The sequence below is a fragment of the Paenibacillus sp. TCA20 genome, from assembly GCF_000732325.1.
Lineage (GTDB): Bacteria > Bacillota > Bacilli > Paenibacillales > Paenibacillaceae > Paenibacillus > Paenibacillus urinalis.
Genome location: NZ_BBIW01000009.1, coordinates 235,218 through 257,922, shown reverse-complemented (window position 1 = coordinate 257,922; position 22,705 = coordinate 235,218). Strand labels below are relative to the sequence as shown.

Here is a 22,705-nt window from a genome sequence, read left to right as displayed (position 1 = left end):
GGTGGTTTTGGTAGGTATCTCGAGGATGCATCAAAGCGGGCGTTTCATTTTTGACTGCCTCTCTCCGGTTGCTCACGCAAAAGTCGTTCGTCATCCAAAAATTCCACTTAGGTGGTTTTGTGGGTATCTCGAGGATGCATCAAAGCGGGCGTTTCATTTTTGACTGCCTCTCTCCGGTTGCTCACGCAAAAGTCGTTCGTCATCCAAAAATTCCACTTAGGTGGTTTTGTAGGTATCTCGAGGATGCAAAAGAGCTGCTCTGATACCTACCAGAAGTATCAAAACAGCTCTTTAGTCATATTTTTTTAATTTCTTAGTTCTCTTCCCTTACTTTAAGCTATCACAGTAAATGATCATCGCTTCTCTAAGGAATGCAGCGTATCCTGGAGTTCTCCCTTTTTCAATATTTTTCGTAAATCTTGAATCCTCCACATACAGGTCGGCCAGGCCACGAAAAATCTCGGGTGTACAGTCGTAGTAGTTGTTTGTAATCTCCTGACGAAGCTCAGCAACCCCCTCCTGTACTTGAGCATTTGCCGGCCCCAGATCCATCGCGCCTTCAATCTTGTCGTTAATCTCTTTATTTCTGGCGTGAATTCTCGCCCAGTCCTGCTCCGTGTAGGCATCTGTTCTGCGCTCAGTCTGCGTGACCATCTCAGCTCCGTACTTCTCCTTCGCTTCCTGTGAATACTTCGCCTTGTGCTCTTCAATAGATTTCATATCAAAGCCGTTAAACATCTCTTCCTTTGACATTGTCATTCCCCCATTCTCCTCTTCTAACGTTCGATCGACGGTATCGATCAATTCCTCAAGCCGTCTCTTTTGTTCCAAGAGCAGCTCTTTATGCGCGGCAAGCGCTCCCCTTCGGTCGAAATCCGGCCTATCCAGAATCGGTCCGATCTCCTGCAGCGAGAACCCGATCTCGCGAAAAAACAGCACCTGCTGCAGACGTTTCAAATTGTCGTCTGAATACAGCCGGTGACCGGACTCGGTGACTTCATCCGGCTTAACCAGTCCAATCTCGTCGTAGTGATGCAGCGTTCTTATCGTGACTCCCGTGAATTTTGCCACTTCTTTCACTTTGTACAGCATTTCTTCACCTCCCTGAACTGATCATAATCCATCACGTTGCGTTAGGTTCAAGCGTTTCAGTCGTTCCATTTTTGGCTGCCTCTCTCCGGTTGCTATCGCAAAAGTCATTCGTCATCCAAAAATTCCACTTGGGTGGTTTTGTAGGTATCTCGGAGATGCATCAAAGCGCACGTTCCATTTTTGGCTGCCTCTCTCGGTTGCTATCGCAAAAGTCGTTCGTCTTCCAAAAATTCCACTTGGGTGGTTTTGTAGGTATCTCGAGGATGCATCAAAGCGCACGTTCCATTTTTGGCTGCCTCTCTCCGGTTACTATCACAAAAGTCGTTCGTCTTCCAAAAATTCCACTGATAGACTTGAAAAACCGAAATAATGTGACGAAATCCAAAAAATGCGACCTGTTCATCCCCAAATGTTATTGGATAAAATAAAGTCGCCCCCATTTGGAAGCGTTTACCAAACAGGTTTTTCCACTGGGGAGCATCTACTTTTTTGAGGGAGGTTATTTATGAAGCATCGTCGTCATGCTACGGAGAAAAGTATTTTGCACGCCGTATTCAGTTTATTCTTAACCACAATTCTAATCACTACCTTCACCCTGCTGCCCGCCTCGAATGTTCACGCGGCTGAAGAAGCAGATCCTGCAATTACCTCTATGACCTACTTCTCTGCGGCCGACGGGCCTGTCATTACTAACTCGGGCGTTGGGCAGGCCAGCTATGGTTTTGTCATGCCGGTATTTAACGGAGGCGCTGTTACATGGAATGAAGTTGCTCAAGATTTGGGAGTTAAGGTAAAGGTCAATGGCAGCTGGGTTGATATTGATAGTATCGACAGCTTTACTTACAACCAAAACTGGGGGCACTGGAGCGATGGCGGCTTCAATGGCTTTTGGTTTACCCTTTCCTCTACAACAGAGCTTCAGCTGTACTCCAAGACAACAGGAGCTACGCTGGAATATACGCTCGTGTTCAATAACATCAACAAAACAACTATCACTGCAATGACCCCGACTCAAGGACCGCAGATCACGGCAGGATATACTGGCGGTGCAGGCTTTACCTATCCTACTTTTAATAATGATCCCGCTGTAACCTATCAAGCCGTAGCAGACGATCTGAAGGTCTACGTCAAGCCTGTCAATGACACAGAGTGGATTGATATTGACAACAATGCAGCCAGCGGCTGGATCTACGATCAGAACTTTGGTCAATTTACCGATGGCGGCGGCGGATTCTGGTTCAATGTAACCGAGTCAATCCACGTCAAGCTAGAATCTAAAACGTCGGGTGCTAACGTTGTTTACACGATTACTTTTAATGAGCCGGTAAGAAACTCATATGTACTCACACCTTATGAAGGAACAACCTTTACAGCAGATGAGAGCGGCGCCATTGGTATTCCTCTTCCCAAAATCGATGGGGGCGCTGCTGTAGGAACCGAGCTCGGTAATTTTGTATACCAGATCAACGTTGGCGGAGTATGGATAAACCTGGATCAATCTAGTCAGAGCGGGTTTACTTACGCTTCGAGCGGATATAACAACATGTCAGACGCCAATCAGTGGGGCTATTGGGCAGATCACATCTACGGCCTATGGTTTCAGCCCATCCAGGAGGACATGCAGATTCGAATCGGCTACCCGCTGAACGGTCAGAAAGGCGGCAATATCGGCAATAATTACGTGGTTTATACCTTTATTGGCAATCCCGATGCACCGCGTCCAGATGTAACAGATCAAGAAGATATCGCAATTGGCTCGCCAAGCAATCCCGACATTCAAGGCATGAATCTCATCTGGCGAGATGAATTTAATGGATCCGCACTCGATACCAGCAAGTGGAGCTATGAAACAGGATATTATCTTAATGATGACCCGAACACCTGGGGCTGGGGTAACTCCGAGCTGCAGCATTACACGAATAGTACACAGAATGTCTTTGTTCAAGATGGAAATCTTAACATCAAAGCCTTGAACGAGCCAAAATCCTTCCCACAAGACCCAAGTCGGTATGCACAATACTCATCCGGTAAGATAAATACAAAGAATAAGTTCTCTCTCGAATATGGCAGAGTGGATTTCCGTGCGAAGCTGCCGACAGGCAACGGAATCTGGCCAGCCTTGTGGATGCTCCCAGAGAACAGTCCTTATGGGGTATGGGCATCATCCGGTGAGATCGATGTTATGGAAGCCAGAGGACGCTTGCCAGGCTCAACCAGCGGCGCTGTGCATTTTGGCGGACAATGGCCAGCCAACCGGCATCTCTCAGGAGAGTATCACTTCCCGGAAGGCCAGACCTTCGCAAATGATTATCACGTGTATTCTGTCGTATGGGAAGAAGACAACATTAAATGGTATGTGGACGGCAAGTTCTTCTTCAAAGTGACCAGAGAGCAGTGGTACTCCACTGCTGCACCGGACAATCCGAATGCACCATTCGATGAGCCTTTCTATCTCATTATGAATCTTGCGGTTGGCGGAAGCTTTGACGGTGGACAGACACCGAATCCAGGCGATATTCCTGCCTCCATGCAGGTAGATTATGTCCGAGTCTACAAGGAAGGCAGCTCGAATCCGGACCCTACGGACCCAACAGACCCTACTGAACCCGAACCGATCTCTGTCGTTGGAGATGAGGTTAAGGGGCTGAAAATCCTAGGAGATGATTTGCAGTTCTATGTGAATGGTGCAACATTTGCGGATTTACACTATAAGGTGAACAACGGTGGTCAATTGAACGTCGCTATGAGCTCCACAGGGAATGGGAATTACACCTACACCGTAAATAACCTCCAGCAAGGTGATACGGTTGAGTACTTCTTCACCTATAATCCCGGTGGAGGGGCGTTAGATACGCCTTGGCTCACTTACACCCATGGGGTTACCCAAGGTGTGCCTGAGTAATACATTGATTATAGGCAAGTTACAGTATCTCTATAGCTCAAGAGAAAGAAGCAGGTACAGCATCACCTGCTTCTTTCACTGTATTTTATCGGATTAACCAACTGTAGCTTCTGTTAACTAAATGAAGTCGGCTCATCTATTGTAACGCCGTATACTTCCTTGTACAGCTGTTCCTTATACGAATGAAACTCTGTTTCTGTCAGTCGCTGAGGATAGCTCATGATGTATAGCGGCAGTTCCGGCTGGTCTTCACGCAGCGGCGGCTGTACATAGTTGTAATCTCCTAGTTGAAAACCGAGCCGTTCATAGAAGCCAATTCTTCTTCGCTTCAGCTCATCTTCGGGAGGCTCGACTTCCAGAATGACGGGCAGAGATGATTCCTTCATGAACTGTTCCATTAACTGTCTGCCTCTGCCTCCTCCTCGAATAACCGGAGAAACCGCGATATGCTCGACAAACCGAAAGCTCTCGAATTCCCAGCTGGCGAGAAAAGCAATGGCCTCCCCCTGCTCATCCTCTTGTGTCAGCAGACGATAATACGGATTAGACAGCAGCTTCTTCTGCCCTTCATAACTGCGGAATTCGATAATCGGAAAAGAATCCTCCATAATGCGATATATCTGATCAAATGTTTCGATTTGTATCAATTCTCTCACTTCCTTATGTCACAATCTGCTAAAATGATGCTGCAAAAGCGATGCTGCTTTTTTCAGTCTAGCATTGAACCTCAAGCTAATTCAAACTGGACACAAAAAAGGAAAAGCCCGGGCCTGCTGGCCTGGACTTTTCCCTTCATGTGATGTGACGATCAAATGAAAACTGAGTGGCTGTCTAGCAGGCATCCCTGCTGATAAGTGACTGGGTATGCTCTAAACTATTTCAAGTCTACGCGCGGTACTTTTTTGCCTCCATGTGATGATCGCGAGCTTCTCATCATACTGGAGACGGATGTAAACAGCTTATCTCTCGCTTTTTTATTCCTCATCAAGTAAGTGACACCAGCGCCAATCGCGGTCATAATAATTCCTCTTTTTTTAGACATGTGTAACTTCCTCCTTATAGGATCAATTTCATCGTGTCTTGCTTGAAATTTACCCTCTGCGGGGAAAACGAAACGCTATATCTGACGATTAACGTGATTTGCATCATAAACAGTGTTAATATACGTCTGCCGAGGAAATCGAAGTTTGTGATTTTAAAATGATAAATTTCTGATCATCCTTGGACTGTTCCCAGGCCGTATCATACACCACTTCCACATCAGGATGCGCTGCGAAATAATCTTCTTTCACTTCGAATCTCACTTCATAAGTGCTTGTCTCTTCATTACTGCTGGCCAAGCTGACCTCAGGTTCAGTGAAGACCTCATCTGCCTCATTAGACATGACAAACTGAACTTGATAACTTGGCTTATTTGTAATCTCGGCAGTGATCTGAACCTCGCGTCCCACATCATTATAGTGAGAATATTCCATATGCATCTGATCTCTTTCTGGTATCTCTTCAGATATGGAAGAATCTGCGTCATCCAAGAGATAATAGACTTTGTTTAATTTCGGTGCAGCTTCTTTGACTACGGCTGGTTCTGAGCAGCCTGCAGTCAGCAAGCCTGCTAAAACGGTAAACAGCATAAGTTTAGTTAGACGATTCATAGTTGTAAATACTCCATTTCTTGAATGAAATTTGTTTGTTATGCGAAGGAATTCCATATCGATTCAGCAATAGTTACTGCTCTTAACTACCCGTATCAAGAGGAAAATAGTTGAGCGAAATTATCCACCCTCTTTGTCCCGATCTGACTTCATTGCTTGACTGGCCGTCGCTGCTCTGGCTTCGGCATCCAGATCCCGAACCGTCTTTGTCAGCCGGGTTATGGAATTGTCCAGCTTATCTAAACGCGTCCCAATCGTGCTCAGAATATACCGAAGCAAAATGACACAAACCGCCATAGGAAAGCCGATATTCGTCACCAGATAAATGATTTCTTCCAGATTGATTAACTCCATTGTAAATCCCTCCCTTATATATGGAAAGGTAATGGAATCAGCCATTTTACAACCACGATCCGTATTTTCGTAAAAAACCGTTCTTAGCTGAGCTCAACACAAAGAACCGCCCGGAATTTCTGCCGGACGGTCTGATTGGATCTCTCTATATCCTGTAATTCTTAAGCTTGCTTTATTTCTGACCTTCGGAAGCTGTATCCGAAGATTTCTTAGTACCTTTGCTCTTATAAGGCTTGGGTGCACTCTTGGCGCGTCGCTCACTGGCTTGCCAGCGATTCCAGCCTTTCTTGCCTGTCCCTCTGCCTGTTCCGCCTTTACCTTTTGCCATGCTGTCCTTCACCACTTTATATTCATTTCCATACTTATGGGTTAGCCTAACACTATACAGGAATGAGAGCTCGATGTACAGTATCCATAGAAATTGCAATCCGTGTAAATTGCCAGCGAATGACGAGCTGATCTCCTGTTCTTGCAACGGATATACCCAGCATAATGATCTCTCCTTAAATATAGTGGCACACACCGATATTAAATCAGTAACTTGCTTAAGAGAGCAACTGTTCCATGACTTGTGCAGCTGTCTTCTCGCCGTTCAGCATACAATCTGGAATCCCTACTCCATAGTAGGAACAGCCCGCAAGCCAAATTCCCGGGAAATAAAGTGCCATATTATGCTCCAGCGACTGAACCAGCTCATGATGCTTCATATGGTAATTCGGCATTTGCTCATGCCATTTGCGGACGTGATGTGTGATCGGCTTCGCCGAAATTCCCATTGCCTCGCGAATGTCCGTCAGCGCAACTTCGATGAGCTCCTCCTCGGATAACGGAAGAAGAGAGTCATATACCGGCTTCGTGCTTTTATAAAAAAGTCTGACCAGCAGACGGCTGTGATCCGAGGTATGCTTCCACTTTCGGCTTGTCCATGTACAAGCATTGCACTTCAGGTCACTCGCATCCGTCGTGATGAACCCCGTCCCGTTAGCCGGCAGCTCACTGTCCGGCACATCAAAGCCCAAATAGACGCTGATCAAGGAGCTGCTCTTCAGCTGGTCAAAATCCTCCGTAAGCTCAGGCTTAGCCAGCATGCTTCCCGCTGCGGTATGAGGAACGCTGAGCACGACATAATCGGCTTCTAATACATCATCGATCGACAGACTCAGCGTATACTTTCCATTCACAGGCTCAATGCGGGTAACGGATGTAGCTGTGCGAATATCCACCTCCGAGAGCTCCCTCTCAAACGCCTCAATGAGATCCGACATTCCTCCGGCAAAGGAGAGAAACTTCTTCTCTCCAGAGGACTTCAGCTTGCCTCGCTGCTCGGACAATCCACGAATTAGACTTCCATATTCGTTCTTGTAGTCCAGGAGATAGGACAGTGTCGAAGCCAGCGTAAGGTCATATATATTGCCCGAATATACCCCGGATATAACAGGTGCAATCTGCTTCTCTACAAATTCCTTGCCGAGAAAAGCTTCAAGAAATTCACCAAGGGAATCATTTTTCGTAAACCGGTCATTCGGCGTGTAAAAATCCTTGAGAGCTTCGACCTTTCCTTCGGCTGACACTAGCGTCGTGCTGGCCAGAGATTCGATACTCATCGGTATCCCGAACATGGAGTCATCCGGAATCTGCTTCAGCTCCCCATCACTGTGGACAAAAGAAGTCCCTGTCTCGTTATAAACGATTCGATCGGTCAGCCCAAGCTGCTCAACGTATTGGAACGTATTCTTCTTGCGCGTTACAATGGAATCGGCTCCCGTCTCCATCGTAAACTCTCCATCGTGCACGGTGCTGATCTTCCCGCCCAGCGCAGATTCTGCCTCTAACAAGACAATCCGCACCTCTTGACCGCTTGTTCTTATTTCTTTTTGCAAATGATAGGCACAGGACAGACCTGTAATGCCTCCGCCGACGATAGCCACCGTCTTCAATGGAATCACACCTTCTATATCTTTAAGTTGTTATTCTTCTTTGTTCCATACAAAATATGATACTCAAAAGTAATGCTCTGCTCCTTGAGAGCTTCCTTCAGCTTATGTTCTGCAATTCCCCAGGTCAGCGGTGTCATATGCACCAAGTGAGCCATTTCCTCTGTGTTAAGCTGAAGCGTATAGCTTACCTTCTCCTCATGAATCATGTGATAATGATAGGAAAAATGCTCGATTGTACGTATATTATCGTACGCCTGCTGCGCCGTATGCTCATAGAATCGGCTTCTCAGCTCCTGCAAATACCCGCTGCCCGGAATAACCTTAATGATGATGCCATCATCTGTAAGCAGTCTGTGAAACTCTTCATAGTTTGACGGTGACAGAATATTCAGAACACAAGGAAAGCTGCTGCTCCTAAACGGCATTCTGGCCAAATCAGCGACGCACCAGAGGTTATCCGCGTCTTCCTTGGCTGCGAGCAAGATTCCTTCCTTAGAAATATCGAGCCCAACGCCACACCATTCATGTCTCGTCAGGGAGACAAGCTGCTGCTGAAGCTGGATTAATAATGACCCTTCGCCACATCCGGCATCCAGCAGCATATTCGGTTCGGAAGCCTTATTGTACAGAAAGTGATCCGGTAAGTGATTTATCATGCCTACCGTGATCGCCTTAATGAGCGGTTCAAGCTTGCCAGCGGAGATCAGCTGCTTGCGTGCACGGAATAACGTGCGATCATATTTGGTTTTAACTGCACGCAGCAGCAGATTAATGTAACCAAATTTCGATATATCAAAAGTATGTCCTTGTGGACAAAACAAGCTTTTTCCAGACTTTAAATCCATTACTCCGTGACACACGGGACAACGAAGCAAATGAATCATATGAGAATTCAACACGTAGTACACCCCGTTCATTCATTTATCGTAGGAATGAAAAAGGCACAGAAAAATAAACCCCTGGCTTGTTATTTTTAAAAACGCCTGGGCTTACTTATAATCTGTACCTCTCATTAACGATAGCGAATGAATTGAATTAGCATACGTCGTTCTCCTTAAAATAGAAAAATGAGAACAGAAACCTCTGTTCTCATTTTATTTTAACGTGGCATGAAGCTGTAGTAAACCTTACGCCATGATTTTGCAAATATCATTCGTGAACGCGACGGGATCTTCTACCTGAAGACCTTCAATCAGCAGCGCCTGGTTGTACAGAACGCTGGTGTACACCGCGAATTTATCTTGATCATTCTCAAACGCCTGCTTCAATGCACTGAACACGTCATGATTCGCATTAATCTCCAGCACTTTGTCGGCTCTGACCTGCTGGCCGTCGGCATTCGGCATCGCATTCAGCACTTTCTCCATCTCGATGGTGATTTCACCGTCGGCGGATAGGCAGACCGGATGGGATTTGAGACGCTTGGAAGCCTTGACACTCTTCACTTTACCGCTCAAGAGCTCCTGCATTTTCTCAAACAATTCCTTGTTCTCGGATTCCTTCGCTTCTGCTTCCTCTTCGCTGCTATCTGCTTCAAATCCAAGATCGCCGCTTGATACGGAACGGAATTCTTTCTCCTGATAGTTCATCAGCATCTTAATGGCGAACTCATCCACATCGTCGGTGAAATAGAGAATTTCATAGCCTTTATCCGCCACGAGCTCGGTTTGCGGCAGACGTTCGATACGCTGTACGGACTCACCTGTTGCATAGTAAATATATTTCTGATCCTCCGGCATACGGGAGACGTATTCAGCCAGACTGACCAGCTTCTGCTCCTTGGATGAATAGAACAGCAGGAGATCCTGAAGATCGCCCTTGTTCATGCCATAATCGTTGTATACACCAAATTTAAGCTGTCTGCCAAACGATTCGTAGAATTTCTCATAATTCTCACGCTCATCCTTCATCATGGATTGCAGCGCAGATTTGATCTTGTTCTTGATGTTCTTCGCGATCAGCTTTAATTGACGATCATGTTGCAGCAGTTCGCGGGAAATGTTCAAGGACAGATCCTCGGAGTCGACCATCCCTTTGACAAAGCTGAAGTAATCCGGCAGCAAATCTCCGCATTTATCCATGATCAATACACCGTTGGAGTAGAGCTCAAGGCCTTTCTCATATTCCTTGGTGTAATAGTCGAACGGCGTTTTCTCTGGAATAAACAGAATGGCGTTGTACACAACAGCACCGTCAGCACTGATATGTACGTGCTTCAGCGGCTTGTCGAAGCCGTAGCGTTTCTCGAAATAGAAGTTCTCATAGTCTTCATCTGTCAGCTCACTCTTGTTCTTCCGCCAGATCGGAACCATGCTGTTTACGGTTTGCTCTTCGGTAACTTCCTCGAACTCGTTCTCCGCATCTTCCTTCGGCTTCTGCGTCTTCACGTCCATCTTGATCGGATAACGAATGAAGTCGGAATATTTCTTGATGATCGTTCTAAGACGATACTCCTCCAGGAATTCATCATAAGAATCCTCTTCCGTATTCTCTCTGATGTGAAGAATGATATCGGTGCCCACACTCTCCTTGTCAGCAGGATCGATCGTGTATCCATCTGCGCCCTGAGACTGCCATTTATAGGCCTGATCGCTGCCCCAAGCCTTCGTAATCACTGTAATCTCATCCGCAACCATGAACGCGGAATAGAAGCCGACCCCGAATTGACCGATAATGTTGTGGCCGTCCTTCAGTTCATTCTCGCTCTTGAACGCAAAAGATCCGCTGTTCGCGATGATCCCGAGGTTATTCTCCAGCTCCTCCTGCGTCATCCCGATTCCTGTATCAGAAATCGTAAGCGTGCGGTTTTCTTTATCTGCGATAATCTTAATGAAGTAATCCTCGTTATTGAATGTCAGCTGATCCTCGACCAATGCCTTATAGTACATCTTGTCGATCGCATCACTGGCGTTGGAGATAAGCTCTCTTAGAAAAATCTCTTTTTGCGTGTAAATAGAATTAACCATCATCTCCAGCAAGCGCTTGGATTCGGCCTTAAACTGCTTTGTTGCCATGATTAGTCTCCCTTCTATTCTATGAGCGTCCTTGCTCAAATTTTTAGCACTCTAAACCTTAGAGTGCTAACTCTTCTACTTATATATCATATTGGAAAAATTGATGTCAAGTTTGGATTTGAAATCAACCCAATCAGCTATAACTTCGATTAAAATAGGCTCGATCCTTCATGTAGGAGGTAAATTCATGTGAGCAATATTGAACTTGTCCTCATATATATTTTAGAAGGTGGAAACTTCATGACCTATAAACGAGTCGACTGCCGAAGGTAACAAGCCAGCTGCAAGTGAAGAAGATGCTCCTGATTATTAAAGGACATGCCTAATATCTCTTCAATCTTATGGATGCGCTGATACAGTGTGTTGATATGAATATGAAGCTCGCTCGCAGCTTGTGCCGCAGATCCACCACAGGCCATATAGGTAATCAGCGTTTCCTCAAGACCCCCGGCTTGCCCTTTGGCTGTTCTGAGCGGCTCAAACACCTCTGCTATAAAATCATTCAGATCCTCAGCAGGCTGCCGGATAAACAATCGATTTACTCCGATATCCATGTAACGTATCGTCCCCTGTGCACCACGAGTCTTCTGATAGGACAGCGCCTTATCCGCTTCCTGATAGCTCGTATTAATTGCATCCAATCCTGACCGCATTGAACCTAAGCCCCCGAACAGCTTTGTATTATTTTTGCTCTCCCATTTCGGCAAGGAGGTAATAAACTTCTCTTCAATTTCTCCAGGCCTATGGGCTTCCGATGGGACAAGCATGACGGTGATACGTCTTTCACTGCCAAATGCGATGGGCATGTTCCCCGAGGGCAGCTTCTCCCGCAAATAGGACACAAGCTGAAGTGAAAGAGTGCTGAGCATAACCGGACTTACCAGCTCCGTGAATTCAAGTAGACCAACGATAATTTGTGTACTGGGAGTAATACCGATCTCTGCAGATCTCACCCAGTATTCCTCCGAATCTTTGCTGAGCCTGAGGTCATTAAAGAATTGCTGTGTTCTTTTGAAATAAAATTCAGCGAGAGACTGCTTTCTCATCAGCTCAAGCGCGAGTACAGAGCTACCCTGCTCAAGTGCAACCAGCTGCAGCGGTGAGAGTCTTTCGTTCATACGGATAATGAGGTAGCCGAGGCATTGATTTGCGGAAGCAATGGGATATAGATACTGATTCATCTCCCCTTCTACTCCTGCAACAAAGGTCAAGTAATCAGAATGATTCAATGATCGATATAGTTCTCTCAGACTCTCAATGCTCCATTTACTTATCGCCTTTCCCCGCTTAGGAAACCATTCATTATCAATAAAGTCCACAAAGGTCAGCGGTATGCCGATAATACGCGTCAGCTCACTGACGATGGACACCACACCTTTATTTTGCAGCGATAGACGCATCAAAGAAGAATGGATCTCATCCCGTCTGACAAGTGTTTCGTTCTGTCTGCTTAAGTTGTCATACAGCCTCGCATTCGTCAGTGCAATAGATACCTGATCCGCGAAGCTCTGTAGAAGCCTCACATCCGATTCCGTAAACAGCGGTACATTTCCCCTTTGATATACAATGAGCACACATTCCGTTTGACCTTCAACCTTGATGGGAACGGAAATAATACCGCAAATATCTTCAAAATCATAAGCTGTATTCAAATGACGCCTATTTTCGAGCGTCATATTTCCGAAATCATCCTCCAGCATCAGCATATTGTTATACAATTTAGGTGTGCCTCTGCTGAATGTATGCCCAATGATTCCTTCTCCTGGCTTCAGCTTCATTTGAAGCATCCCCTCTCCAAGCCCCCCTGCTCTCGCTTTAACCGTCAAGGCATCGATTTCAGGATCATATTGCCACAGAACACCAATGCATTCATAAGGAATAACAGACAGCGCACTTACAAGAATCCGGCTGAGTAGTTCATTTAGATCGAGCAGCTGAGTCACATCCCGAATGCTGTTCATGACCTCATTGAGCGCCCGCTCATGCTTCGCAGCTACCGCTTCTGCATAATACGGATACAAGAGAGATGAAATCTCCACCAGTTGTTCTGCAGAAAAATCACATTTTGAAAACAGTCGGACAGCTATACACACGTTGTTGTTATATGGAAGAAAAGCTAACGTGACATTTTCTTTTTCCAGCCGATACTCCGGATGATGAAGGGGGGAATTGCGTCGGAATTCAGGAGCAGCTGTCTTCTTATCCCCAATCGAAGTAATCAACCGCCAATCCGACCAATTCCCACTCATCCAAACCTCATAATCCCAATTACCTAAACGTTGATGTAAGATTTCATGCAGCACTCCGTTCAATAGCTCCGCCCCCATGTCAATGTAGGTTTTCACATAATAATAGAGCTAATTATACAAAGATATACATTGTATTAAAACCCCTTCCTCCTGTAACTTTAATATAACAAACGCATACATATAACAATTGATGAGAAGGAAGGTAACACAATGTCGAAGGTCGTACAAAGCAAAAACTTTAAGTACATTGTTCTCACTCTTTTATTTCTCGGCTGGTGTCTAGGCAATCTCGATCGGTTTGTGATGAACTATGCCATTGTAGGGATCACACAAGATCTGGGTCTCAGCGCGTCCGCCCAAGGAATCATTCTGAGCAGTTTTTTCCTCGGCTACGCTATTATGCAAATACCGGGCGGGGCACTCGCTGACCGTTTTGGCTATCGGAAAGTCATTCTCGTCTCAGTCTTCGCCTGGTCCATCTTCACCATCTTGACCGGCTCAGCCTGGTCTCTGTTCTCTCTCATCTTCGTCCGTTTCCTGTTCGGGATTGGAGAAGGCAGCTTTTTTCCCTCTGGATCAAAGGCCATTGCAACTACATTCCCGATAAATCAAAGAAGCAGTGCAATGTCAATTATGCTCGCCTCCGGTGCAATTATGGGTGTTGTAACTCCGATCCTTACGAGTCAGGCGCTTGAAACAATCGGCTGGCGGACCCTGTTCTATATCATCGGTGCCGTAGGAATTCTCGTTACAATCCTTATGTTCTTCCTATTAAAAGAGCCGGCTCAGCCTCTGCAATCAGCGGCAGTTCCTGCGCCTAAAGAAAAGGTGCCATTTAAGATTGTTCTTAAAACCCCTATGATCTGGAACCTGTTTATCGGTTACTTCAGCATTTACGCCGTGAACTGGGGGCTGCAATCCTGGATGCCTACTTATATGGTCAATGTCAGAGGGCTTGATATGACGCAAATGGGTCTACTTTCTGCTATTCCGGCTGTCATCAGCATTTTCACCATGCTGCTCAGCGGCTATATACTTGACCGCATTCCCGCAGGTAAAGACCGGATTATTGCTTCCGTATTCGGCATTTTCGTGGCCCTTTTCCTGTACTTGATGAGTACTGCCGGCAGTATCGCCATGTTCATTACCCATCAAACTATCGTTACAGCACTCGCTGGTTTCATTTCAACACTCATTATTTCAAAGTCCCTTAAAACGATGCCGGAAACGGTTGTAGCAACTGCAAATGGATTCATCAATACCGGTGCTCAGCTTGCCGGCTTCCTTACGCCAATGCTTATAGGCTTCCTGGTTGAAGCTTCAGGCGGATCTTATACTGCAGCCTTCGTGATGCTGATCGCATTTGCTGTAATCTGCTCCGCTTCACTTATGCTGTCTCGCCGTTCAGACAAGATCAAACCAACCGATATTCAGCCCACCACTGTGTAAGTTGAATCATGCGGTTATGCTTCAATAACCAGCTTACAATAATCAATTACTGCCAATAGAGAGGTGTGTTCCTATGACAACAACGATCGATTTAAGCAAGTATGTATCTGACGCCATCGAAGGAAAAAGTGAGCTGTTCACTAATGCAAGCGACCAGGTATGGTCTTTTGCAGAAACCAGATTCGATGAATTCCAATCAGCCAAGCTTCTCATCGATGTTCTAGAAGCTGAAGATTTCTCTGTGGAGAAAGAAGTCGCTGGACTTGAAACCGGATTTATCGCCTCCTATGGGACAGGCAGCCCGGTCATCGCCTTGTTAGGTGAATATGATGCACTGGCTGATTTGAGCCAAAAGGCAGGGACTGCTGCGTATAGTCCTGTCACTGCTCGCGGAAATGGTCATGGATGCGGGCACAATCTGCTTGGCGTCGGGGCACTTGCAGCAGCTGTCGCTGTGAAAGATTACCTTAAGGATCATCCCGGTACAAGCGGAACGATCCGCTTCTACGGCTGTCCCGCCGAGGAAAGCGGCTATGGCAAAACCTATCTTGCCCGTGAAGGTTACTTCAAGGATGTGGATGCCGCACTCTCCTGGCATCCCCACTCCATGAACGCGGTTATGCATGGCAGCTCGAATGCTGTTATTCATGGCACTTTTACTTTCAAGGGGATCAGTGCCCATGCAGCTTCAGCCCCTCATCAAGGACGAAGCGCATTAGATGCTGTTGAGCTCATGAACATCGGGGCGAACTATATGCGCGAGCATATGATTGATCAGGCGAGATTGCACTACGCAATAACAAACTCAGGCGGGTTTGCACCGAATGTGGTACAGGCAGAGGCCGAAGTGACTTACCTGGTCCGTGCTCCTAAGACACATCAAGTACGCAGCCTGTTCGAACGGCTGATCAAAATTGCTGAGGGGGCTTCCCTCATGACCGAAACACAAATGGAATTTAAATATGAAGGTGCCTGTGCCAACCTCATTCCGAACAGTACGCTCGAAAAAGTGCTGCATAAGAATTTGACTCAATTGGGAGTCCCTGAATATGAAGAGGAAGAATATGCCTACGCCAAGGCTATTTATGAAACTTTGCCCCTTCAAAATAAACAGGAAGCAGAAGCTATGGTTGGTCCCCAGCTTGCAGGTGTGCTTACCGAGCGGCCGCTCCCTGGCTTTATCGCACCGTTCTCTGAAGATAAAGAAACGTTTATGAGCGGGTCAACTGATGTGGCTGATGTCAGCTGGAACGTACCGACCGCACAGTGTGTAACAACAACAATGGCGTTCGGAACCCCCCTTCATGCATGGCAGACAGTAGCGCAGGGTAAGAGCACTTATGCTCACAAAGGAATGCTGCTCGCGGCTAAAGCGATGGCGGCAACAGCGATTGAATCCATACTTGATCCAAGTATCGTCGCCGAAGCAAATAAGGAATTTAAAGAAAGATTGGGCGGCGAAGTGTACGACTGTCTTGTTCCACAAGATGTGCAGCCCCCAAAACGAGGAGCTTGATCGAATTGAGATTTAAAGACGTTTTTTCCATCATAGGTCCGGCCATGGTCGGACCGTCCAGCTCCCATACTGCGGGTGCGGCACGTATCGGACGTACAGCAAGACTACTGTTCGGAGAATGCCCGGCACATGCTGAGATCAAGATGTTCGGCTCGTTTGCGGCAACATACCGCGGGCACGGGACGGATACAGCTATCGTTGGAGGACTACTTGACATGAATACGGATGATCCAAGACTTCCTGATGCCTTTGTTCATGCAGAAGCGGCTGGAATGTACACTACCATTGGCCCCGGAACCGGACTCTATCCTCATCCCAATACAGCTGAGATTATCCTGACAAATAAAGGGGGAGACCGCCTGCTTAACTTGGTGGGCACTTCGATCGGAGGCGGGAATATCGAAATTGTTCGGATCAACGGCTATCACCTAAAGATGACGGGGCTGTATCCAACACTGATCCTTCGCCATATTGACGAGCCAGGCGTTATCGCCGTAGTTACCAGAATGCTGGTTGATGCCGGCATTAATATTGGTCATATGTCTGTCGATCGAAAAAACCGCCGCGGTGAAGCCATGATGGTCATGGAATGCGACGGTAAGATCAATTCACCCTTGGTTGAACGAATAAAGGCTTTACCTGAGATTCAGGAAGTCAATCTTCTCATCTTGTAAGCAAGTCCTATTTTTCTGTATCTCATGTATAAAGGAGTCTTACGCTTATGAACTTTCGAACATTAAAACAACTGGCAGAGCTCGCCGAATCCAGAGAGCTCTCCCTTGGCAGACTCATGCTGGAGGAACAATGTCTGGAATCAGGCGAGGACCAGGATGTCGTATTTGCTCAAATGAAGGAATACTACGAAATTATGAAAAAAGCGGTCCATCAGGGACTGCATACCGATACGACCTCTAAGAGCGGGCTAACGGGCGGAGATGCAAGAAAGATGCGAAGCTATCGCGACAACGGACAATCCATGCTCGGAGATCATGCCAGCTTGTCAATGACGTATGCCCTCGCGGTATCCGAGGTCAACGCTTCCATGGGACGGATCATTGCGACACCGACAGCCGGCTCCTGCGGCATTATTCCCGGTGTATTCATCAGCAGCCAGGAAAGGTTCGGGTGGACAGATGAGCAGATGGTTTATGGCCTGTTCGCTTCCGGCGCCATTGGTTATGTGATCGCAAATAACTCCTTTATCTCTGGAGCAGAAGGCGGTTGCCAGGCGGAAGTGGGATCCGCCATCGGTATGGCGGCAGGTGCCCTCGTCGATATTCAGGGTGGATCACCTGCTCAGGCCATTCATGCTGTAGGACTTGCCTTGAAAAATACGCTTGGCCTGATCTGCGATCCAGTGGCAGGCCTGGTCGAGATCCCATGTATCGTTCGCAACGGATTCGGCGCCATTACGGCACTCGGAGCAGCCGACATGGCACTGGCCGGGGTTCGAAGTGTCATCCCTTCGGACGAAGTGGTTCAGGTCATGCTCGAAGTAGGATCGGCCATGCCTGAATCGCTGCGGGAAACGGCTGGCGGCGGCTTGGCTCAGACCCCGACAGGTCGTAAGATAACAAGAGATTTGCAGCATAACCCATCTTAATTCTCACAGCTCAAGTATTAGTTTCTTGAATAATGAAGTGGATAATCAACAACCAAATGAATTTCCTTTGCAAAAAAGGCATCCTTCCAAGGTCCATAGACCCGAGAAGGATGCCTTTTGTTAATGATCTTTTACTAATGATATTCTCTTATAATCTTCCTGCTGCCTTCACCTTAACAAGCAGTGCATTCCCTGGCAGGTACGCCAGTGGAATATCCTCGGTAAAGACGATTTGGACGGTATCTCGGTCCGCTCCTGCCCGAACAGCCTGCTCTACCGCATGGCTGCGGGCATCCTCCATTACTTCATCATAGGTCAGTTCCTCGAGTGAATAGATGCGTTCGGTTTCTCCGCTCACTTCACCTAGTGCTGCACCAATTGCATTAGCCGCACCATAATAGGCTGGACGTATAATGCGGGCTACACCCTCAAGCTCCTCTGGCACCAATATACTTCCACCGCCGACCAGAATGACATCGACAGGCGCACTGCTCGATTTCATCCGATCAATAGCATCTTCTATATCGGTCTTTATGATTTCATCTGCTTGGAGACAAATTTCCTCGTCAATCCTCTCGATTTGAGCACCTTCCCAATGTGTCCTACCAAGCTTCACCACAACATCCGTCGCCGTCAACGTATCCCCTCCAAAGATGGTCCCTCGTTTAGTCAGCTCATAACCGACACTGTCAGGACCTACGGTAACAACGCCCCTACTCTCGCCATCACTCGAAGCCTGCGTACGAATAATTGTACCGCCCCCTATGCCGATGGATAGAATATCCGGCATACGGAAGTTGGTTCTTACACCACCCAGCGTTACAGCAGCAGAGGACTGCCGGGGAAAACCCTGGCTAAGAACACCGATGTCCGTTGTTGTGCCCCCAATATCCACGACAAGTGCGTCACTCAGTCCGGATAGATGTGCAGCTCCACGAATCGAGTTGGTTGGTCCGCACGCAATTGTCAAGATTGGATAACGCAGCGCATAATCACTGCGCATCAGAGTCCCGTCATTTTGACAGATATAAACGCCGGCTTGAATGCCGAAGCTCTCAAGCGCTGCTTCAAATCCCTGGACTACACCCGAAATGACGCCAAGAAGAGCGCCGTTCAATATTGAGGCATTCTCCCGTTCCAGGAGACCGATGCTGCCAATTTCATGGGAGAGGGTAACTACCATGTCCTCACCGAGCACTTCTCGAACAATCTCCGCAGCCCGTCTCTCCTGTGAAGTATTCACCGGAGAGAAGATACCACAAACGGCAACGGATGCTACCTCACCCTTCATTCGCTCACATAAATTTCGAATTTCCTCTTCATCCATATCAACGATGGTGCGTCCGTCATATTCATAACCCCCCTTGGCCATATAGGCATGATCGCCGATGACGGAAGCAAGTGTTTGATCCCATCCTGTCAGCGGAGGAATGGTCGTTGCCGCAGGTGCTCCAATCCGAATAAGTCCCACTTTGCCCAAATTTTTTCTTTCCACGATTGCATTCGTACAATGGGTCGTTCCCAGCATGGCAAACTTGATTAGTGCAGGGTTCACCGTGCTTTCTTCCAGCAGCTTACGCACGGCTTCAACTATACCCTCATTCACATCCTTCGTGGTATGCACCTTCACCGTATGAATCGTATTCAGCTTGGAATCAAGTAGTGCCGCATCTGTATTCGTACCCCCTACATCAATACCGATGCGATATGATTCCATACTGCTTAATTGGGATTCTCTATTCACAGTCATGCCTGATTCGCTCCTTTCTTCGCTGCCAGCTCTTCAATTGGCACAAAAGGAACGTCATAGCCAAAATACTTCGGTCCAACGGTATCAAGCCCCTTCGGTGTTCGCCACTTCGGATCACAAGGGAAGCCGACAGCTGTAATCCGGGCACCGTATTTCAGGTTCTCTGTAGTAATCGGCATGCCTGTGTCCTGATCCAATAGGGATATTAAATCGGGTGTCACCGCAAGAGAACGCTCTCCCTCCTTCGCCAGCAGGAACTCATTTTGGAAAAACAGCTTCATTGTCCGGCCTTTATGCTCGCCTGTACCTTCAAAGGTCGCTTCACCACGTGTGAAGCCGCCCTCCATCCGGCGGCGGATATCCGACGCCTTGCCATGGAACAAGGCATATCCATTCAGCTGCTTAAGCAGCGCTTCAATAGGGTGCTGCTTCTGCTCCTTCGATTCAAACAACGTTTTACCGATCTCGTATGCGAGGGATAACGTATGTGGAATGACACTTTTCTTCATCTGCGCACCGGTAGCTGGATAATCACAGATGGAGGCAGACCCGCCCATTTGAATCGTTACTGCACGCGCCATTCGTTCCTCCCATATACCATCAATCGCATGCATAAGCACGGCATTTCCCCGTTCATCCGCCATCGTAATCGGACTCGGGTCCATGCCATCGAGATAGAAGGTTACCATTTGCGATTCAGGAAAAGCCCGCCCCATCGCATCCGCATCAAGCACAGGGATGCCCCGCTCTGCTGCGGCAATGACGGGAATAAGTGAATTGCCTCCTCCAACCTCAATCGGCATAATAGCGGAAATCTTTCTGCCGAGCTCTTTTTCGATCAGATCTAATGGCTTACTCATCTGCTCCTGCGCCGGAATTTTCTCATTCATGACCGTTGGTGCACCTATCATGGAGAACGGTACTACAAGATCGTCGTCCCCGAGCTCATCGGGAGAGATTACTTTTACCGGCCCATATTTCTTTATGGCTCCTATAGCCATCAGTTTGCCGATATGCGGATCGCCACCGCCCCCTGTACCGAGGACCGCCGCACCTACCGCAATATATTCAATCGCTTCTTCTGTAAGCTCTGTTAGTCGATTCATTTCGTTTATGCTTGTCATGTTGTCATCCTTTCTTGCTGAATACCTTGGCAACCAGCCACTGCACTACAAAAGCGAACAGAAAGCCGTCTAGCGCAGGAACCTGCGTAAGCTGGAACAAACCGAGCCCGTCCGGCGCTGCCGTTGTCATGTATGCGAATAAGCTGGATACGGCCCATACAACGAGTGAACGTACTATCCAATTTTTGTTCTTATCCAGACCCTCAAACGTAAACTTCGATCTGTCCACGAGTAAATACTCCGCTGTGTAAATACCGCCGATCGGGGCAATCAGCATCGTAATAAAGGTCAGGAATGAGAGGAAGCTGTCATATATTCCAAATACCCCAAGCAAGGTTGCAACGAGACCTGCCACAATAGTGATGACTGATTTCGGCACCTTGGAGAATACGACCGAGAACCCAAGCGAAGCGGAATACAGATTGTTCGTGTTCGTTGTCCACTGTGCCAGTGTCAGTACAATGATGGCAGGAAGTCCAAGACCAATCGTAAGGAATATGCCTGTTAGATCGCTCGAATCCATAACTCTGGAGAGGAAGATAGCAATAATCGTCATAAAGCTGTTCCCTACAAAAAAACCGACAAATGCAGCCATAATGGCATGCTTCGGCGTTCTTGCCCAGCGGGCAATATCCGGTGAAAGCACGGTTCCCAGCATGAAAATACCGATAACGAGCGAGATCGCTGTGCCCATGGGTATCGGCTGTGTGCTGATTGGCTCCCAGATGGCAGCTGTTCCGTTTAAATGAAAAGCCATATACAAAGCAATAAATATAAAAATCACCAGCAGCGGCACAGACCATACGCTGAGCTTCTCAATCGCACGGTAACCCCAGATCGCCGTAGACATCATCAGCATGCCGCCGATAAAGGATAATAGGCCAAGCGACAGATCCACTCCCCACAGTTCACGAAAGGCAGTCTGCATGTTGCTGGCGAAGAACCCGGTCTGAACACCAAACCAGCCGAGTGAGGATATCCCCAAGGCTACGGATATGATCCGAGCTCCCCTGTTTCCAAAAAGAAACCGGCTTATCATTGCTGTTGAGAGTCCTGTTTTTGCTCCTACATAAGCACATAACGCGCCGATAAGACCAAGAATCAAGGAACCAATAAAGGTTGCAGTCAGTGAGCTGGACAAATTCATTCCTGCCCCTAGCTCAGCACCAAGAAACATTGCAGACAGGTCGATTCCGATGGCAATCCATACGAAGGCCATGGTCAGCCATTTCTTGCGCAGATGCTGCGGTACGGGCTCCCGTTCAAAGTCTTCAATTACTTTCGCTTCGTTGCTGTTCTCAATTACGCTGTTCGCCTCATTCATGTCAAGATCCCCCTTGGTTGAACCGGCTCTTAAGTTGTCGTCACGTACTCTGCACTTCTCCAGAACACGTCAAAGGCATGTTCCAGTTTACGTTCAAAAACTTCTTTGGAGCCGTAATAGAAATACTGCATAGCAAGTCCGTCCATTAAAGTTAAGAAAGCATCCACCAGCGGCTGTATCTTCTGATCCGGAATGAGGTTCTCCTCCATACCCTGTACCATAATGCTCTCCAGTACCTGAGCTAGCAGCTGATCTGAGTCCGCAAATGCCTCTTCCACTTCCTGTTTGAGAAATAAAGGAGGAAATAGGAGTGTCCGAATCACGAATAGATTGGTTTCCGTGCTCTCTACGTAAAATTCATACTGTCTAGCAAGTACGTTACGAAGGGTGGTCTTGGCGTCCGCCCGTACCTTCGAAGTATGCAGTTCCTGAATAAACTGGTTATAAGCCTGCATAGCCTCCTTAAAGGCAGTGATGAACAGATCCTCTTTATTGGCATAAAAAGCATAGATGGCCGGTGTTTTCACTCCGACTGCCTTTGCAATCTCGGATAGTGCTGTTCCGTCGTAGCCCTTCTCTCCGAACAGCCTGATGGCGGTATCTCTTAACTTATTTCTGGTCGTCAACAATGTCACATCCTAGTTTTAATTAACGTTAATTAAGTGGATTATACGTCCTTATGTATAAAAATACAATCCATTTTTTGTTGGTATACAACAAAAAAGGACACGGGGATGTC

The 22,705-nt window shown here is 47.2% G+C and carries 19 protein-coding genes; 5 read left to right on the top strand and 14 right to left on the bottom strand.

What is annotated here, in order from left to right:
- Positions 1-327: 327 nt before the first annotated feature.
- Complete coding sequence (locus TCA2_RS17820) at positions 328-1,092, bottom strand: MerR family transcriptional regulator (protein WP_047912938.1); 765 nt, start codon at positions 1,090-1,092, stop codon at positions 328-330.
- Positions 1,093-1,597: 505 nt separating this feature from the next.
- On the opposite strand from TCA2_RS17820, the gene TCA2_RS17815 reads away from it, so the two are divergent.
- On the top strand, positions 1,598-3,994 hold the full coding sequence (locus TCA2_RS17815; RefSeq protein WP_047912937.1) for a glycoside hydrolase family 16 protein: 2,397 nt from the start codon (positions 1,598-1,600) through the stop codon (positions 3,992-3,994).
- A 113-nt stretch (positions 3,995-4,107) separates the two neighbouring features.
- On the opposite strand, the gene TCA2_RS17810 is transcribed toward TCA2_RS17815, so the two are convergent.
- From TCA2_RS17810 to TCA2_RS17780, 9 genes are all read right to left on the bottom strand, one after another.
- Positions 4,108-4,641, bottom strand: coding sequence for a GNAT family N-acetyltransferase (locus TCA2_RS17810; RefSeq protein WP_081872637.1), 534 nt, complete (start codon positions 4,639-4,641; stop codon positions 4,108-4,110).
- 227 nt (positions 4,642-4,868) lie between these two features.
- Positions 4,869-5,036, bottom strand: coding sequence for a hypothetical protein (locus tag TCA2_RS27265; protein ID WP_177178814.1), 168 nt, complete (start codon positions 5,034-5,036; stop codon positions 4,869-4,871).
- 115 nt (positions 5,037-5,151) lie between these two features.
- Positions 5,152-5,646 (bottom strand): hypothetical protein, encoded by a 495-nt coding sequence (locus tag TCA2_RS17805; RefSeq protein ID WP_047912936.1) that lies wholly within the window; start codon positions 5,644-5,646, stop codon positions 5,152-5,154.
- A gap of 120 nt (positions 5,647-5,766) precedes the next feature.
- Positions 5,767-6,000 carry a YvrJ family protein gene (locus TCA2_RS17800; RefSeq protein ID WP_047912935.1) on the bottom strand — a complete coding sequence of 78 codons (234 nt, stop codon included), beginning with the start codon at positions 5,998-6,000 and terminating at the stop codon, positions 5,767-5,769.
- Between the two features lie 172 nt (positions 6,001-6,172).
- Positions 6,173-6,328 (bottom strand): DUF3934 family protein, encoded by a 156-nt coding sequence (locus TCA2_RS26730; protein ID WP_076312289.1) that lies wholly within the window; start codon positions 6,326-6,328, stop codon positions 6,173-6,175.
- A gap of 217 nt (positions 6,329-6,545) precedes the next feature.
- A complete protein-coding gene (gene hemG / locus TCA2_RS17795) occupies positions 6,546-7,937 on the bottom strand; it encodes a protoporphyrinogen oxidase (RefSeq protein ID WP_047912934.1) in 1,392 nt (463 codons plus the stop codon).
- 14 nt (positions 7,938-7,951) lie between these two features.
- Positions 7,952-8,821, bottom strand: a complete 870-nt coding sequence (locus TCA2_RS17790) for a putative RNA methyltransferase (protein WP_337999942.1) — start codon at positions 8,819-8,821, stop codon at positions 7,952-7,954.
- A gap of 243 nt (positions 8,822-9,064) precedes the next feature.
- The gene (gene htpG, locus TCA2_RS17785; RefSeq protein WP_047912932.1) at positions 9,065-10,951 is read right to left on the bottom strand and encodes a molecular chaperone HtpG; all 1,887 of its coding nucleotides are present in this window, start codon (positions 10,949-10,951) and stop codon (positions 9,065-9,067) included.
- A 245-nt stretch (positions 10,952-11,196) separates the two neighbouring features.
- The gene (locus TCA2_RS17780; RefSeq protein ID WP_238546443.1) at positions 11,197-13,200 is read right to left on the bottom strand and encodes a helix-turn-helix domain-containing protein; all 2,004 of its coding nucleotides are present in this window, start codon (positions 13,198-13,200) and stop codon (positions 11,197-11,199) included.
- Positions 13,201-13,410: 210 nt separating this feature from the next.
- Here TCA2_RS17780 and TCA2_RS17775 point away from each other — a divergent pair, with 210 nt between their 5' ends.
- From TCA2_RS17775 to sdaAA, 4 genes are all read left to right on the top strand, one after another.
- Positions 13,411-14,649 (top strand): MFS transporter, encoded by a 1,239-nt coding sequence (locus TCA2_RS17775; RefSeq protein ID WP_047912930.1) that lies wholly within the window; start codon positions 13,411-13,413, stop codon positions 14,647-14,649.
- A gap of 85 nt (positions 14,650-14,734) precedes the next feature.
- The gene (locus TCA2_RS17770; RefSeq protein WP_047912972.1) at positions 14,735-16,165 is read left to right on the top strand and encodes an amidohydrolase; all 1,431 of its coding nucleotides are present in this window, start codon (positions 14,735-14,737) and stop codon (positions 16,163-16,165) included.
- 5 nt (positions 16,166-16,170) lie between these two features.
- Positions 16,171-16,839, top strand: a complete 669-nt coding sequence (gene sdaAB / locus TCA2_RS17765; RefSeq protein WP_047912929.1) for an L-serine ammonia-lyase, iron-sulfur-dependent subunit beta — start codon at positions 16,171-16,173, stop codon at positions 16,837-16,839.
- 47 nt (positions 16,840-16,886) lie between these two features.
- The gene (sdaAA, locus tag TCA2_RS17760; RefSeq protein ID WP_047912928.1) at positions 16,887-17,768 is read left to right on the top strand and encodes an L-serine ammonia-lyase, iron-sulfur-dependent, subunit alpha; all 882 of its coding nucleotides are present in this window, start codon (positions 16,887-16,889) and stop codon (positions 17,766-17,768) included.
- Between the two features lie 148 nt (positions 17,769-17,916).
- On the opposite strand, the gene TCA2_RS17755 is transcribed toward sdaAA, so the two are convergent.
- Genes TCA2_RS17755 through TCA2_RS17740 form a run of 4 tightly spaced genes read right to left on the bottom strand, consistent with a single transcriptional unit; the run spans position 17,917 to position 22,592 of the window.
- Positions 17,917-19,518: an ROK family protein gene (locus TCA2_RS17755; RefSeq protein ID WP_238546442.1), complete on the bottom strand. Its 1,602-nt coding sequence runs from the start codon at positions 19,516-19,518 to the stop codon at positions 17,917-17,919.
- Positions 19,515-20,642 (bottom strand): DUF917 domain-containing protein, encoded by a 1,128-nt coding sequence (locus tag TCA2_RS17750; RefSeq protein ID WP_193746076.1) that lies wholly within the window; start codon positions 20,640-20,642, stop codon positions 19,515-19,517. The genes TCA2_RS17755 and TCA2_RS17750 overlap by 4 nt, the downstream gene beginning before the upstream one ends.
- Before the next feature lie 4 nt (positions 20,643-20,646).
- Positions 20,647-21,966: a cytosine permease gene (locus TCA2_RS17745; protein ID WP_047912927.1), complete on the bottom strand. Its 1,320-nt coding sequence runs from the start codon at positions 21,964-21,966 to the stop codon at positions 20,647-20,649.
- A 29-nt stretch (positions 21,967-21,995) separates the two neighbouring features.
- Positions 21,996-22,592 carry a TetR/AcrR family transcriptional regulator gene (locus tag TCA2_RS17740; protein ID WP_047912926.1) on the bottom strand — a complete coding sequence of 199 codons (597 nt, stop codon included), beginning with the start codon at positions 22,590-22,592 and terminating at the stop codon, positions 21,996-21,998.
- Positions 22,593-22,705 lie beyond the last annotated feature (113 nt).

What these genes read in the sequence shown, in the direction of transcription:
- TCA2_RS17820 (WP_047912938.1), bottom strand. Translation starts at nt 1,092, where the DNA reads ATGCTGTACAAAGTGAAAGAAGTGGCAAAATTCACGGGAGTCACGATA.
- TCA2_RS17815 (WP_047912937.1), top strand. Translation starts at nt 1,598, where the DNA reads ATGAAGCATCGTCGTCATGCTACGGAGAAAAGTATTTTGCACGCCGTA.
- TCA2_RS27265 (WP_177178814.1), bottom strand. Translation starts at nt 5,036, where the DNA reads ATGTCTAAAAAAAGAGGAATTATTATGACCGCGATTGGCGCTGGTGTC.
- TCA2_RS17805 (WP_047912936.1), bottom strand. Translation starts at nt 5,646, where the DNA reads ATGAATCGTCTAACTAAACTTATGCTGTTTACCGTTTTAGCAGGCTTG.
- TCA2_RS17800 (WP_047912935.1), bottom strand. Translation starts at nt 6,000, where the DNA reads ATGGAGTTAATCAATCTGGAAGAAATCATTTATCTGGTGACGAATATC.
- TCA2_RS26730 (WP_076312289.1), bottom strand. Translation starts at nt 6,328, where the DNA reads ATGGCAAAAGGTAAAGGCGGAACAGGCAGAGGGACAGGCAAGAAAGGC.
- TCA2_RS17790 (WP_337999942.1), bottom strand. Translation starts at nt 8,821, where the DNA reads ATGATTCATTTGCTTCGTTGTCCCGTGTGTCACGGAGTAATGGATTTA.
- htpG (WP_047912932.1), bottom strand. Translation starts at nt 10,951, where the DNA reads ATGGCAACAAAGCAGTTTAAGGCCGAATCCAAGCGCTTGCTGGAGATG.
- TCA2_RS17780 (WP_238546443.1), bottom strand. Translation starts at nt 13,200, where the DNA reads ATGAGTGGGAATTGGTCGGATTGGCGGTTGATTACTTCGATTGGGGAT.
- TCA2_RS17775 (WP_047912930.1), top strand. Translation starts at nt 13,411, where the DNA reads ATGTCGAAGGTCGTACAAAGCAAAAACTTTAAGTACATTGTTCTCACT.
- sdaAA (WP_047912928.1), top strand. Translation starts at nt 16,887, where the DNA reads ATGAACTTTCGAACATTAAAACAACTGGCAGAGCTCGCCGAATCCAGA.
- TCA2_RS17755 (WP_238546442.1), bottom strand. Translation starts at nt 19,518, where the DNA reads ATGACTGTGAATAGAGAATCCCAATTAAGCAGTATGGAATCATATCGC.
- TCA2_RS17750 (WP_193746076.1), bottom strand. Translation starts at nt 20,642, where the DNA reads ATGACAAGCATAAACGAAATGAATCGACTAACAGAGCTTACAGAAGAA.
- TCA2_RS17745 (WP_047912927.1), bottom strand. Translation starts at nt 21,966, where the DNA reads ATGAATGAGGCGAACAGCGTAATTGAGAACAGCAACGAAGCGAAAGTA.